The sequence below is a fragment of the Floridaenema aerugineum BLCC-F46 genome, assembly GCF_041929345.1.
Classification (GTDB): Bacteria; Cyanobacteriota; Cyanobacteriia; order Cyanobacteriales; family Aerosakkonemataceae; genus Floridanema; species Floridanema aerugineum.
Genome location: NZ_JBHFNQ010000161.1, coordinates 1 through 14,589, shown reverse-complemented (window position 1 = coordinate 14,589; position 14,589 = coordinate 1). Strand labels below are relative to the sequence as shown.

At 40.6% G+C, this 14,589-nt stretch carries 11 protein-coding genes and 1 pseudogene; 7 read left to right on the top strand and 5 right to left on the bottom strand.

The window, feature by feature from the left end; all coding sequences use genetic code 11:
- Positions 1–134 precede the first annotated feature (134 nt).
- Positions 135–920: an RNA polymerase sigma factor SigF gene (locus tag ACE1CC_RS20605; protein WP_413265213.1), complete on the top strand. Its 786-nt coding sequence runs from the start codon at positions 135–137 to the stop codon at positions 918–920.
- 38 nt (positions 921–958) lie between these two features.
- Here the strand turns inward: ACE1CC_RS20605 and ACE1CC_RS20600 are convergent, their stop codons facing one another.
- The 5 genes from ACE1CC_RS20600 to bchD form a co-directional block, all read right to left on the bottom strand.
- Positions 959–2,044, bottom strand: coding sequence for a coiled-coil domain-containing protein (locus ACE1CC_RS20600; protein ID WP_413272309.1), 1,086 nt, complete (start codon positions 2,042–2,044; stop codon positions 959–961).
- A gap of 103 nt (positions 2,045–2,147) precedes the next feature.
- Positions 2,148–3,146: a coiled-coil domain-containing protein gene (locus ACE1CC_RS20595; protein ID WP_413272308.1), complete on the bottom strand. Its 999-nt coding sequence runs from the start codon at positions 3,144–3,146 to the stop codon at positions 2,148–2,150.
- A 249-nt stretch (positions 3,147–3,395) separates the two neighbouring features.
- The gene (locus ACE1CC_RS20590) at positions 3,396–4,421 is read right to left on the bottom strand and encodes a DNA cytosine methyltransferase (RefSeq protein ID WP_413272307.1); all 1,026 of its coding nucleotides are present in this window, start codon (positions 4,419–4,421) and stop codon (positions 3,396–3,398) included.
- On the bottom strand, positions 4,396–4,896 hold the full coding sequence (locus tag ACE1CC_RS20585; protein WP_413272306.1) for a GNAT family N-acetyltransferase: 501 nt from the start codon (positions 4,894–4,896) through the stop codon (positions 4,396–4,398). Before ACE1CC_RS20585 ends, ACE1CC_RS20590 begins: the two co-directional genes overlap by 26 nt.
- A gap of 61 nt (positions 4,897–4,957) precedes the next feature.
- The gene (gene bchD / locus ACE1CC_RS20580; protein WP_413272305.1) at positions 4,958–6,937 is read right to left on the bottom strand and encodes a magnesium chelatase ATPase subunit D; all 1,980 of its coding nucleotides are present in this window, start codon (positions 6,935–6,937) and stop codon (positions 4,958–4,960) included.
- A gap of 393 nt (positions 6,938–7,330) precedes the next feature.
- Here bchD and ACE1CC_RS20575 point away from each other — a divergent pair, with 393 nt between their 5' ends.
- The 6 genes and pseudogenes from ACE1CC_RS20575 (at position 7,331) to ACE1CC_RS20550 (ending at position 14,575) form a co-directional block, all read left to right on the top strand.
- Complete coding sequence (locus ACE1CC_RS20575) at positions 7,331–8,758, top strand: sensor histidine kinase (RefSeq protein WP_413272304.1); 1,428 nt, start codon at positions 7,331–7,333, stop codon at positions 8,756–8,758.
- Positions 8,759–9,074: 316 nt separating this feature from the next.
- Positions 9,075–9,659 (top strand): Uma2 family endonuclease, encoded by a 585-nt coding sequence (locus ACE1CC_RS20570; protein ID WP_413272303.1) that lies wholly within the window; start codon positions 9,075–9,077, stop codon positions 9,657–9,659.
- A gap of 81 nt (positions 9,660–9,740) precedes the next feature.
- A pseudogene (locus tag ACE1CC_RS20565) lies at positions 9,741–9,980 on the top strand (putative dsRNA-binding protein); the annotation flags it as partial.
- A gap of 303 nt (positions 9,981–10,283) precedes the next feature.
- Positions 10,284–10,952 carry a response regulator transcription factor gene (locus ACE1CC_RS20560; protein ID WP_413272302.1) on the top strand — a complete coding sequence of 223 codons (669 nt, stop codon included), beginning with the start codon at positions 10,284–10,286 and terminating at the stop codon, positions 10,950–10,952.
- A gap of 771 nt (positions 10,953–11,723) precedes the next feature.
- A complete protein-coding gene (locus ACE1CC_RS20555; RefSeq protein ID WP_413272301.1) occupies positions 11,724–14,447 on the top strand; it encodes a cation-translocating P-type ATPase in 2,724 nt (907 codons plus the stop codon).
- On the top strand, positions 14,447–14,575 hold the full coding sequence (locus ACE1CC_RS20550) for a hypothetical protein (RefSeq protein ID WP_413272300.1): 129 nt from the start codon (positions 14,447–14,449) through the stop codon (positions 14,573–14,575). The genes ACE1CC_RS20555 and ACE1CC_RS20550 overlap by 1 nt, the downstream gene beginning before the upstream one ends.
- The last annotated feature ends 14 nt before the right edge of the window (positions 14,576–14,589 follow it).

The following is a 14,589-nucleotide window of genomic DNA, read 5'->3' as shown; positions in this document are numbered from 1 at the left end:
AGTGGAAGAACGATGGTTAATCTTAGCGAAACTGAAGACAATAAATTCAGATAGGGTTAATACTCAAATTCTTGCCCTACGAGATCTTGCCTAAGAACTGTACTTAAACAAAGGATTTTCCGCAGAGGATTATTATGACAGCAACTCAAATCGATCTTAGTTCTTATGGAATCGAACTTTTAATTTCCTACTACAATAATCCCTCAGTTAGCAAAAGAAATAAATTAGTACAAATTCATGCTGGATTAGTGCGTAAGGTAGCCCATAGATTTAGACATCAATGTGCTGAACCTTATGAAGATCTCGTACAGATTGGGTATCTCGGTTTAATTCGGGCGATCGAACGTTTTAATCCCAATCAAGGTTGTGCTTTTAGCTCTTTTGCTATTCCTTATATTCGCGGGGAAATGCTCCACTTTTTACGTGATAAAAGTAGTGTGGTAAAAGTGCCTCGTCGCTGGCAAGAATTGTATAGTGACGGAGAAAAATTTCAAAAGGAATATACAACTAAGTTTGGGCGATCGGCAAGTGATGCAGAAATCGCCAAAGCACTTGATGTTCCTCTACAAGAATGGCAACAAAGCAAATTAGCTGCCCAAAATCGTCAGCCTTTGAGTTTAGATGCTACCGTTGGTAATCAAGTAGATGTTCCTATTAGTTTAGGAGATACTTTAGCTGATGCTCACTACCAAAATTTACAATATTTGGAAGAAGATCGTCAGCAATTACAAGGTGCAATGAGTCAATTAGAAGAAAAAACTAGAGCCGCTATTGAGTGTGTATTTCTCCGGGAGTTACCCCGCAAAGAAGCTGCTAAAACAATTGGCGTTAGCCCAATGACAGTAAGCAGACATTTACAAAAAGGACTAGATCAATTAGTTTCTATGTTACATCCTCAAACTGCTGGTTTAGCAAGCTAAATCCGGTGGGTGTTACCCCACCTTAAGTTGAGAAAATTTTACTTATTGTTAGTTTTGGTTTTAGCTTGTTCTAAGGCAATTTCTTTAACAGCTTGGAATGAAGAGATGTTAGAAGAACCTTCGATCGCTTTCACCGCTAAATCTTGCACTTGTTTCAACGCAGAATCAAGCTGTTTCGCCAAATTATTAATCCGTGCTTCTTGATTTTGAATTGTTTCTTCTAAAGACTGAATCCGCAATTCATAAACTCGTCTTTCCCCTTCTACTTCTTTGGCACGCAAATCTGCTTTTACCTTAGTTTGATAATGCCCTAATCCTCTACCATTTTCTTGAGATTTTTTCACCGCAGCTTCTAATTCTTTAGGGAATGCTTCTACTTTAGTTTTGTATTCTGCAAATTGTTTTTCCCGTTCCGAAATCGTTTTTTCTCGTTCCGCCCATTGTTTTTCTTGAGTTTGTTGTAATTCTTCCAACTCTTTATACAAAGTTTTCTGAGCTTGTTCGTATTCATCAGTATTTAACTTGCGCTGCAATTCTAATTCATATTTGTACTCACTTGCATCTCGTAGCCGAGTTTTTGTTTGTGTCTCGTTGCGTTCTTTAATCGTCCGTTGTTGCTGTTCTTGTTCTTTTGTCCAAGCTTTATTTGCTGCCAGAATTTCTTGTTCTAAAGTTTCTCGGCGTTGGTTAAATTCCTCTGCAAATGCTTTAGCACTTTGTTGATATTGGGTAATTAATTCATCAAGAGTATCATCATCAATTGCTTCTAAATTATGTAATTCTTGCAGTTCTTGGATTTCTGTAGAGACTAACTGCTGAATTTCTTGTAATTTAGCAGCTTCTAAGGTTAGTTTTTCGGATAAATCACTAACTGCACTACCAAAGCTTAATTGCAGATTAGCGAGAATATCAATTGTTTGCTGAATTTTCTGTTTCCCGGCATTATTTAATGTGGAATTCATAGATTTTGTCTCTGTCGCTGGCTTAACTTCAATTACTTGTTTTGGCTCTTTGGCTAATTGTGCCAGTTGGGATTCGATCGCTTTTTTCTCCTCCAACAATTGATTAAAAGCTGTCAAAATCTCCGCTTTGGTATTTTTTTCGTTAGGTTTTCTGACTGCCATTATTCAACTCCAAAAATTGCAAATATGAACCCTCTTTATTATTGAACCGCAGAGGCACAGAGAACGCAGAGGAAAGAGGGAGATAATTAACCCGGAATTGGTATTACTGAGCTTTGTTGGTTTTAGCAGCAGAACTTTCAAAAGCTCTCATTGCCAAGTCTTGAGCTTGTCTCAAAGCATTTTGTAGCTGACTAGTAAGCTCAGTAATTTGTTCAGTTTGGCGCTGAATTTTCTGTTCCAAAGCTTGAATTTTTAACTCATAAGATTGTTTGCTTGCTTCCCATTCTTTCTCAAACAAATCGGATTTGACTTTCGCTTCTTGGTTAACTTCCGAAATACCTTCGCCGTAAGCTTTCTTAGTCGCTTCGTCCATTTCTGCGGGAAAAGCTTCGACTTTTTTCCGGTATTCTTCAAATAATGCTTGATTAGCGGTTAAAATTCTTTCTCTTTCTGTCCAATCTTTCTCTTTTTCTTGATTAGATTGTTGTAATTCTCGCTCTAATTTGCGGCGAAACTCTTCATATTCATCGGTTTTAATTTTGCGATTTCGCTCTAATTCATATTGATAATCTGCCTCTTGACGCTGCCTTTCTGCGGTTAATAATTCGGTTTGTTCTCTGATTGTTGCAGTAAATTCTTCTTGTTCTTTCTGCCAACTTTTGCGAGTTTCGCTGATTTCTTTATCTAAACTTTCTCGTTGATTGGTGGCATTTTCTTCGATCGATCTGAGTTGTTCTTGATGTTCTTGAGTTAAAATGTGCAGTGCATCAGCTACAACTCGCACTTGCTGAAGTTCTTGTAAATGCTGATTTTCAATTACAATTGCTTTTTTAAGTTCGTCGAGTTTGGTAGTTTCTGCGGTTAATTTGCTGGAAAGTCCGGTAATAATGCTGCCAAATTCTAATTGTAGATCTGCTAAACCTTTGACAATGCTATCAACTGTATATGTAGAAGCGACTTCGAGAGTTTTTTTGTTCTTTTCCTTCTCCGCTTCCTCTTCTTTGGTAGCTACTTTGGAATCAATTTTTTGCTTTTCTGCAAGGAGGCGTTGAAATGCTTCTAAAATTTTGGTTTTGCTGTCTTTTACGGCAACATTATTCATGCTGGTTGTCCTTTTTTTTAGGTTAACAAGCTGAGACTGGGCACTGCTTTTGATTAGAATGCCCATTTTTATTTGATTGGGAACACAAATACTGAACAGGGGATGAGCTTTTAAGAGAGAATTGTCTAGCTCGATCGAATCTGGATATATTATAGTACATTTGTCCTACTTTGTCAGCGGTATGTAAAAAAAATGTCACATACCGCCCAGGTACGTTGTTGCGCTTTAGCGCTAAAGCGCAACAACGTACTAAAAAATATATTGAGTAGGTCGAAAAACTTCTGTTGATAATGTTGTTTGACTATTATCTAAATAAGCTTTTACAGAAAGAGCTAGAGCCTTTGCTAAAATTGGAGGAACAGCATTACCAATTTGGTTAAATTGACTATTTTCCGAACCTTGAAATTTAAATCGATCGGGAAAACTTTGCAACCGCGCACCTTCACGAACTGTCAATCTTCTTCTGCGTCCATCGGGTAATTTTACCCTCAACATATCACCTGTTGCACCGCTTAAATTGCGACAAGTAACAGTTCTAGAAGGTGCATCTAAATGTAAATCTCTTGGTCTAATACATTTAGATGCCAACTCATATTTTTTAACATATTCATCCATGCTAGGAGTGAGAAATTTTGAGTTATTGGGGACAGAAAATGCTAATTCTCCTAACGCATCTCCAGCAGTATAAGGTGAGTGAAGATGAGTTTTTTTAGGCCATTCCCAACCGCCTTGATGTATTACACAAAAAAGACGTTCTCTTTTTTGGGGTACGCCATAATGGGCGGCATTTAAAAGTTGCCATTCTACAATATAATTAAGTGACTCTAAAGCATAAACAATTTCTTCAAAGTAGGCTTTATTGCGAAAAAGCATTCCTCGAACATTTTCAAATAAAGCAAGTTTTGGGCGGTAACGTTTCACCGCAGAAATGAAAGTTGGGAAACCATCACGACTATCTTTTAATCCTAGTTGATTTCCGCCAACACTAAAAGGTTGACATGGTGGCCCACCAATAATTACTTCTGCTCCTTCAATTAAATCAGAGGATGGTGTAAGATTAATTTTATGACATGGATTTTGTAAATTTAACTGATAAGTCGCACAAGCATCTTCGAGAATTTCATAACCAACTGTTTGAAAACCTGCCGCTTCAAAACCTAGCGCCATTCCTCCACATCCAGCAAATAAGTCAATGACTAAAGGTTTATTTTGCTGATTTGAAGAAAGTCTAAGTTCTTGTTCAATAAAATCAAGATAAGGGAGTTTGTTTTTCATCTGTCGGCGTTTCAACTCCACGATACTGCATAACTTTCAAAGACATAATAGGAACTATTTTCGTAGCAAATTGAGTAATCCGAAATTTCTCTTTCAACGGTGATGGAACTTCTCGCCAAGAGATAGATACAAAACCAAACTGAGTATAAAATTGTTCTAACCAACTAGCACATTCTAAATACAGAGGTTGACTCGCTTGCTGAATTAAATGTTTTACTAAATAACTTCCTAAACCTTGATTTCGCCAAGCAGGTAACACTACCAAACTACTTAATTCTTGCGCCCCAGAAAAAGAACGCAATTGCCCACAAGCAACAATTTTCTTATCACATTCAATCACCGAAAATTGTTGCCAGCGTAACTGAGTCGGATCTAACTTAGCACTAAAAACCAACTTCCGAATTTCCCAAATATCGCTGGCGTTAGCTGGGCGGAGAATACATCCGGTTGGTAAAGCAAAGCTGATTTCATCCATCAATTTAATTGGGATAATGGTGCGTTACGTTAACACGCTTCGCACCCTACGGATTGCAAAGCTAACGAGATTTTAGATCTGCGATCGCACTTTTCGCCACTCCAGCAATTGCCTGATCCGTCGCCTTCGGTAAATGATAATACTTTCCACCAGCATTCTTTGCCAACTCCTTAGCAAAACCAGTAGAAATAAACTTATTTTCCGTATCAATTACCAACAGCTGAATTCCCAAACCGCGAATTCTTGCCGCAATTTCCAACAATTCCGCCTTAATATCCGGTTTTTCCCCTTCCTCTATTGGTTCTCCCAAAGAACGTGCCAGCGGGATATTGCCACGACCGTCAGTTATCGCTACAATAACTACCTGACCAATATCTCCCGACATCTGGGCATTTATTCCCACTCTTACCGCTTGAGTTAAACCATGAGCTAAGGGTGAACCACCGCCACAAGGCAAAAGTTCCAAGCGCCGCTTTGCTAAAGCAATGGAACGAGTTGGCGGTAACAGCACATCGGCGTGTTCTCCTCTAAAAGGAATTAACGCCACTTGGTCGCGGTTTTGGTAAGCTTCGGTCAGTAGCGACATTACCGCGCCCTTTGCTGATTGCATTCTATTTAATGCCATTGAACCAGAGGCATCTACGACAAACACTACCAAAGATCCGGCTTTGCGTACCAAACGTTTAGAACGAATATCTCCCTGTTCAACAATTACTTTTCTGTCAGGTTGGCGTTCGCGCCTAGCTTTTTGGTAAGGTGCAGCTGCGCGTAAGGTGGCATCTACTGCTATGCGGCGCACGCGACCTTTGGGTAACATGGGTTTAACGTAACGACCGCGATCGTCAGAAAAGATTTTGCTGCGAGTTCCTGACTTTCCGCGACGTTGCGCCATTTGTGCGAAATACAGCACAGTGGGATCGAGAATTATGCCTTCGGGATCGAAAAGGAATTCTTCAGGAACGTTCATTTCCTGTTCTTGAGGTTCTTCCGGTTCTTCTTTTTCCTCTTCGTCTTCTTCTTGTTCTTGTTCAGATTGATCTTCCGGGGGTGGTGGGGGTGGGGGAGGTGGTGGGGGTGGTTGTTGTTCTGGGGGAGTTTGAACGACTGTGGCGCGAGGAACAATTACCAATTCTACGGCGCGGCGCAAGTCTTCTGAGTTGACGGTGTTTCGTCCATCGAATGCTGCTGCTGCTTTGGCGACTCTGACGGCGAAGAGTTCGGCGCGATGTCCTTCTACTCCGGCGCGTATTGCTTCTTCTACTAAATAGGTGATTTGCTCTTTGCTGATGGTAACTTCTTTAAGCCATTCTCGCGCTAGGATGATTTGGGTTTTTAGGTTGTCGATGTCTTCGGTGTATTGGGAGAGGAATTGTTGGGGGGAACGAGAGAATTCTAATGCTTGTTCGACTGCTTGTACACGATCGTCCAACCCTAAAACCCCATCAGCTGATAAAGTGATGGCGATGCGATCGAGCAAATGTTCCCGCAATGGCCCTTCTTCTGGATTATAAGTGGCAATAAATAAAGGTTGGCAAGGATGCTCGAAACTAATTCCTTCCCGTTCTATGATGTTGCGTCCTTCGGATAATACTGATAAAAGTTGGTTGGAAATTTGGTCATCTAGGAGGTTAATTTCATCGACGTAGAGAACTCCTCGGTGTGCGGAAGCGAGTAACCCTGGTTGAAAGACGGTATCTCCTTGTTTAACAGATTTTTCCACCTCTACGGAACCGAGCAATCTGTCTTCGGTAGTTCCCAAGGGAATTTGCACGAAAGGCGCAGGGATGATTTGGGTTTCTTGAGACTCTGTTATTGAAGGTGCTTCGTTACAGAAAGAACCTTTAATCACTTCAATAGGTGGTAAAAGCGAGTGTAAAGCACGCGCCATGACTGATTTGGCGGTTCCTCTGCGACCTGCGATCGCTACTCCTCCCAATGTCGGATCGATCGCTGCCAACAGCAATGCTAACTTGATTGCTTCTTGTCCGACAACAGCAGCTAAGGGAAAAGCGGTAATTTGGGGGAGAGTTGACGCAGGCATTTTTTCCGAGTTTGCACATCCAGATCTTTTAGCATAGCAGGAAATAAGAACTTCTTCCCTTGTAATTAGTCAGCTTGGGGGGTTACTTTGGTTGCAGCAACTAAACTAGGACTTACACAACTGGGACAATTAGTAAGGTGCGTCAGAAGCTAAAACCCTGATGTTGTCGCTTAGATTTATGATCTGACGCACCCTACAACTACAACTTTGGTTGCAGCAACTAAACTAGGACTTACACAACTGGGACAATTAGTAAGGTGCGTCAGAAGCTAAAACCCTGATGTTGTCGCTTAGATTTATGATCTGACGCACCCTACAACTTCCGACTTCCAACCTACCAATTTTAGATTTGGCTGAAAAATCTAAAATCTAAAATCTAAAATCTAAAATCCGATGACTAACACTCAAAATTTTGCGGGATGGCGGCGAGTTTTTTACGGACTCCGTACCCGGATCATTATGTGGTACGTGCTGTTAATGACTTGCTCTACAACTTTAACTGTTTTTGCGGTGCGTCAGGTGCTTTCTGTCCGGTTAGAAGAACGCAGCAAACAAATTTTGGTGCAAGAGGTCACAGAGTTTCGGCAATTATTTGCCGGATATCGCGAATTGGATTGTTGTGAAATCAATGATTTATTTGATGATTTTTTGTCGCGAAATATTCCGGTTGACGGACAATTTATGGTGACTTTTATTAACGGTAAATTTTATAAAGCTAGTCCTACAGCTTTACCGGAAACCCTGGCGCGGGATAAAAACTTACTCAAACGTTGGTCTAGAATTACTAAACCGCAAAAGGGGGAAAAGATTACTCCTAAAGATAATATTAGATATTTTGCTATACCAGTTAATATTGATGGGGAAAACCCAGGTGTCTTTGTTGTTATGCACTCGACAGAGAGCGAGTTGAAAAAGCTGAATGAAGTTACAGTTGTGATGGTTTTAGTAACATTAATGATCTTAGTGATTGCTGCTGTAGTAATTTGGGCGGTAGGGGGAAGGGTGTTAAGACCTTTGCGTTTGTTAACTGCCACAGCGCATTCAATTAGTGGTTCTAATGTGGGCGAAAGAATAGCGGTTGAAGGTTCAGATGATATTGCTGAATTAACGATGACTTTTAATGCGATGTTGGATAGATTGGAGGCAGCTTTTACTAGTCAACGCAATTTTATTAATGATGCAGGTCATGAATTAAGAACGCCGATTACAATTATTCGCGGTCATTTAGAATTGTTAGGGGACGATCCTGAAGAACAAAAGGAAACTTTGGCGATCGTTACTGATGAATTGGACAGAATGAGTCGGTTAGTGAATGATTTATTGTTATTAGCAAAGGCGGAAAGACCAGATTTTTTGAATTTAGAAACTGTTGATGTTGAGGTGTTTACGGAGGAATTGTTTGCTAAGGCGAAAGCTTTGGGCGATCGCCATTGGCAGATCGAATCTCAAGCTTTTTGTCTAATTTTAGCCGATCGCCAAAGACTAACTCAAGCAATGATGAATTTAGCCCAGAATGCTGTACAACATACCAAGCGAGAAGATGCAATTTTTTTAGGTTCTGCGGTTAAAAATAACGAAGTTTATTTCTGGGTACGCGATACTGGGGAAGGCATTCCCCCAACAGAACAAAAGCGAATTTTTGAAAGGTTTGCTAGGGTAGCGAATAGTCGCAGACGTTCCGAAGGTTACGGTTTAGGTTTGGCAATTGTTAAGGCAATTGTCGAGGCTCATGAAGGAAGAGTAGAATTAGAAAGTGAGTTGGGTAAAGGTGCAACTTTTCTGTTGATTTTACCGATCGAAGTTGCCTCTAATATTAAATAATAATAGTAACTTTTGCGAGTCACAACTTCGATCCCCCCTAACCCCCCTTAATAAGGGGGGGACATGATTTAGCATTCTTCTTATTAAGGGGGGACATGATTCATCCTTTTTATTAAGGGGGGACATGATTCATCCTTCTGATTAAGGGGGGACATGATTCATCCTTCTGATTAAGGGGGGGACATGATTCATCCTTCTTATTAAGGGGGAAAATTCTTTCAAAGTCCCCCTTGGTAAGGGGGATTTAGGGGGATCTAAAACCTATAAAGTCATAAATAGCATTACATTAGTAGTAAGGTGAACTAAGGGAAAAGTTATGAAGATTGCTCAAGCTAAACGCTTCACTTTAGAAGAATATCACAAACTCACAGAGATTGGCTTTTTTCATGAGGACGATCGCATAGAATTAATCAGGGGAGAAATTATCGAAATGGCGGCAAAAGGTACGGCTCACGAAACTTGTATTTCTAAATTGCTTCGAGAATTAGTTAGACTCTTAGGAGATGCAGCAACTCTTCGTTGTCAATCTCCCATCTTACTACTAAATAACAGCGAACCTGAACCAGATTTGGCGATCGTAAAAAACAAGCCTGATGACTATTTATCTGCTCACCCTATACCAAATGATGTGTTACTGATTATAGAAATTTCCGATTCTACTTTGAATTACGATCGAGAAGTGAAGTTATCTCTCTATGCGGAAGCAGGAATCTCTGACTATTGGATATTTAATTTATTCGATAATCAGTTAGAAGCTCACAGTGAACCTTTTCAGAATAGTCAAGGAAATTTTGGTTATCAGAATCGACGAATTGTTTTACCAAATCAGGCGATCGCATTACCTCCTTTTCCTGATTTATCTTTAGATTTAAGTAGGGTCTTTCCGCCAAAACAGAAGTAGGAAATGCGGCAAAGAAACTAAAGAAACCCGGTTTCTTGGAGAAACCGGGTTTCTGGGAACACAGAGTTAGTAGTGACTTGATCGAATGTAGATACTAAAAATCAGTTTCAGCAATGGGTAATGGCTAATCTTGGCACAACGTTATTGCCTAAATATGTTACAGTTCAAGCAGGTGGGGAGTCTCATGCTCCAGAATTCCTTTCCAAAGTGTATGTAGGTGAGGAAAAGTATGGAGAAGGCAAGGGACGCAGCAAAAAAGATGCCGAAAAGTGTGCTGCTGAAGATGCCTTAGTGAAGTTGAAAAAACGAGGCATGATCTAAATATTTGATTCTCTTTGTTATGAATCGCGAATACTGCACTAACATCCTCACCCGCAAGGGATTAAATTTCCTTGCTGATAGCGAAAGTGCTCTGAATCGGACTAAATATTGTTTTTGGTTTCCCTGGCGAGGACTTCAGCTTAACTCAAATTTCGCCGCCTGGGAGGTAGAACCTCTTAGATCTCGTTCCCTGGTTGAACCTGGGAACGAAAAAATAGAGGCTCTGCCTCAAGCGTGCAAGATCTCAGTTAAGCTGTGGGAATTAATTACTTTGCGGGTAATGGCGTTGAGGTAAGAGATAAAATGAATAGAATTCTCATTGCTGAAGACGAACCGCGAATTGCATCTTTTTTAGAGAAAGGTTTAAAGGCTAATGGCTTTACTACTGTAATAGTAGATGATGGGCAAGCCGCAGCAAGGATGGCTGATAGTAAAGATTTTGATTTGTTAATTCTGGATTTGGGTTTACCGGGGAAAGATGGTTTAGAAGTTTTGGAAGAGTTGCGGGGAAGGGGGGAAACGCTTCCGGTAATTATTCTGACGGCGCGTGATGATGTGGCGGATAAGGTGGCGGGGTTGGAAGGTGGCGCGGATGATTATGTGACTAAACCTTTCCGGTTTGAGGAGTTGTTGGCGCGAGTGCGGGTTAGGTTGCGCGATCGCACCTCTTTTGCTAAAAAAGATGATTTAATATTACAAGTTGGGGAAATTCTATTAGATTTGCGATCGCGTAAGGTTTCTGTAGGCGATCGTTACGTTGAATTATCCGCCCGTGAATTTATCTTAGCCGAAACTTTCTTACGTCATCCCGGACAAGTTTTAAGTCGAGAACAACTCTTAAGTAGCGTTTGGGGTTACGACTATGACCCAAATTCTAATATTGTCGATGTTTATGTTGGCTATCTTCGCAAAAAATTAGGTAGCGACAAAATTGAAACCGTTCGGGGGATGGGGTATCGTTTCTGTACTTGAATTTTTAGGAGCTAGTACAATCTAAAGGTGCGTCAGCACGATAATCTTTAAATTAAGGGCTATTTTGGCTTTTCTGACGCACCCTACAAAGTTATCTCTGGCAAAAGTTGGGTTGGTTTGGTGATAACTTTCATGAGAACTTTCTCATGTACTTCTCATAGATATCTTAAAAACCAGTAGCACAATTAAAGATGATAGCCAATCAGAGAGGGCTACTCTGAGAGATAAAGCTATCAACCTAAAAAAATATCAGCTTTGCTGATGGCACGGCTATAAAAAAATATCGAACTGCAAAGGCGGAATTCGGTGTTGCTTATGAAATCTTAAGTTTGACCATGAAAAAATGCAAGCGTACATGGACAAATCACTAGTTTAACTAGCACTCCACCAAAAACGTTTTCAGCCGTTGACAATGAACAGGGTTAGAGCCCTGTTTTTTTGTTGTTTAGAGTCTGGTTTGTTGTGAGGACTTTAAGTAGGTAGATATAAATAAATTGAAAACTAAGGCGGGCAGGATGCCCGCCCCACAAGAGTTACAGTTTTCTTGTGGGGTGGGCATCTTGCCCGCCCCACAAGAGTTACAGTTTTCTTGTGGGGTGGGCATCCTGCCCGCCCCATCCTCATATAACTATTACCACTTTATTTACATCTACTTAGTCCTTTTGTACGACCCAAGTCGCTACTACGAACAATTAGAAGTTTCTCATTTCTGTTTCATCTAAGTTTTATTGCCAGATTTGAAGCTATTAATATAGCTTTGGAGAGGGCAGTATGTTGGCGATCGATAAACAGGAGTTACTAGAACAACAGTGGCACAGTTTACCGGAAGATAAAATTTGTTATTTATTAAATACAGACTTAGAAAATGGTTTAAGTAACGAAGAAGTAGTTCAGCGACAAGCGGAATATGGGCTCAACCAACTAACTGCTAAAAAAGGAAAACCTGCTTGGTTAAAGTTTATTTTGCAGTTTAATCAACCCCTGTTAATTATTTTATTAAGTGCCGGGGCAATTAAAGCAATTCTTGGTGAATGGGTAAATGCGGGGGTAATTTGGGGGGTTACGACTACTAACGCGATAATTAGCTTTGTGCAAGAGTCTAAAGCTGAGGGTGCGATCGCCGCATTAGCTTCCGCTGTAAAAACCGAAGCTTCTGTAATTCGCAATGGCAAAAAACTCCGCATTTCTTCAGAAGAATTAGTTCCAGGTGACATTGTTTTACTTACATCTGGTGATAAAGTTCCGGCTGATTTGCGCTTACTGAAAATCAGGGATTTACAAATAGATGAATCTGCCTTAACTGGGGAATCTGTAGCCGTAGAAAAAGATATTTCCGAAATACTTTTACAACCGGAAACGCCTTTAGCTGAACGGGATAACATGGCTTATGCTGGCGGTTTTGTTACCTTTGGGCAAGGTACTGGTGTAGTTATCGCTACCGGAAATAACACCGAAACTGGCAAGATTTCCCAATTATTAGATCAACGAGTTCACCTGACTACACCTTTAACTCGCAAGTTCAATCAATTTAGCCAAAATTGGTTGTTTTTCGTGCTATTTATGGCAACCTTAACTTTTGCGATCGGGTTAGGGCAAAGAACTTTTAATGATGCGGTAGAAGCAGCCGTTGCGTTAATTGTCGGCGCAATTCCTGAAGGTTTACCAGCAGTAATTACCGTGACTTTAGCTGTTGGCGTAAACAGAATGGCGAGTCGTCATGCCATTGTCAGGAAAATGCCAGCAGTGGAAACATTGGGCGGCGCAACTGTCATTTGTTCGGATAAAACGGGAACTTTAACCGAAAATCAAATGACAGTGCAAGGTATTTTAGCAGGGGGTTTACCTTACACTGTTTCGGGAAGAGGTTACAATCCAGAGGGGAAAATTATCTTGAATCAACAACCAGTTGATTTAAAGCAAAATCCCACTTTGGAAGAATGTTTGAAAGCTGGTTTGTTGTGTAATGACTCACATTTAGAACAAAAAAATGGTAATTGGGTAGTAGTTGGCGATCCAACTGAAGGGGCGTTAATTAGTGCGGCGGCGAAAGCAGGAATGATTCAGCAAGCGATCGATAAACTATATCCTCGCTTAGATTCTATTCCCTTTGAATCACAGTTTCAATATATGGCAACGCTGCACAAAAACCGCACCGGAAATGTGATTTTTATTAAAGGTTCAGTAGAGTCGATTCTCAAGCGTTGTACTTCGGCGTTAGATGCAGAAGGAAATGCCACTTATGTGAATCACGAAGTTATTGAACAGCGAGTGAATGAGTTAGCAAAAAATGGGTTGCGGGTACTAGCTTTTGCTAAGAAACTGGTGCCACCAACTCAAGAATCTGTGGATCATCCAGATATTGAAACCGGGTTAATTTTTATTGGTTTGCAAGGGATGATCGATCCGCCCCGCCCGGAAGCGATCGCAGCTGTTCACGCTTGTCAAGGTGCCGGAATTCAAGTAAAAATGATTACTGGCGATCACATTACAACCGCCCAAGCGATCGCCCGCCGTATGGGATTTCGCAAGAATAAAAAAGTGATTGCTTACACGGGTGCTCAACTTGCAGAAATGAGTAATTCGGAACTAGCAAATGCGGTAGAAGAAGGCAGTGTATTCGCCCGTGTTGCACCCGAACAAAAGCTGCGAATTGTTGAAGCTTTGCAATCCAAAGGTGAGATTGTCGCTATGACAGGAGATGGGGTAAATGATGCCCCCGCCTTGAAGCAAGCAGACATCGGGATTGCGATGGGAAGTGGTACGGAAGTGGCAAAAGAAGCATCAGATATGATATTAACTGATGATAACTTTGCTTCGATTGAATCTGCGGTTGAGGAAGGGCGATCGGTTTATAAAAACCTCCTGAAAGCAATTTGCTTTATCCTACCTGTGAATGGTGGGGAATCAATGACAATTTTAATTAGTACTTTGTTGGGCAGAGAATTGCCAATTTTATCTCTACAAATTCTCTGGCTAAATATGCTCAACTCCATCACAATGACTGTGCCTTTATCCTTTGAACCGAAGTCAGCAGGAGTGATGAAAAGCCCACCACGTCCGGTTAATGAGCCTTTCTTGACGGTGAATCGACTTAAGCGAATTTTGGCAATTTCTCTCTACAACTGGACGCTGATTTTCGGAATGTTTGAATGGGTACGTCAAGCGCCTTGGGGTAGTATAGAATTAGCTCGGACTATGGCAATTCAAGCGTTAGTAATGGGGCGAATATTTTATTTGCTCAGTATCAGCCAATTAGTTCCTTCTTTGATAGCGAAGTTCAATGGATCGAAGGAAAAAGTTAATGGCGCACCTGCTTTAGCTGCCGGGATTATCGTGGCTGTAATTCTGCAAATTATCTTTGCTAATTCTGAGTTTATTAACAGTGTATTTAAGACTGCACCAATGAATTTAGATCAATGGTTGATTTGTTTGGGTGTGAGTTTACCGATGATTGCGATCGCTGCCTTTGTCAACCGCTTCGATCCACCAAACTAATGAGTACGTTGTTGGGGGGTTTGGGGGGTAAAGCGTTGGTTATATTAGAAAAAAAGAAACAACAAAAAATAAAAATTTTAAAAAAAAAAAAAAAACAAAAGAAAAAAAAAAAAAAAAAAAAAATTTAAAAAAAAAAACAATA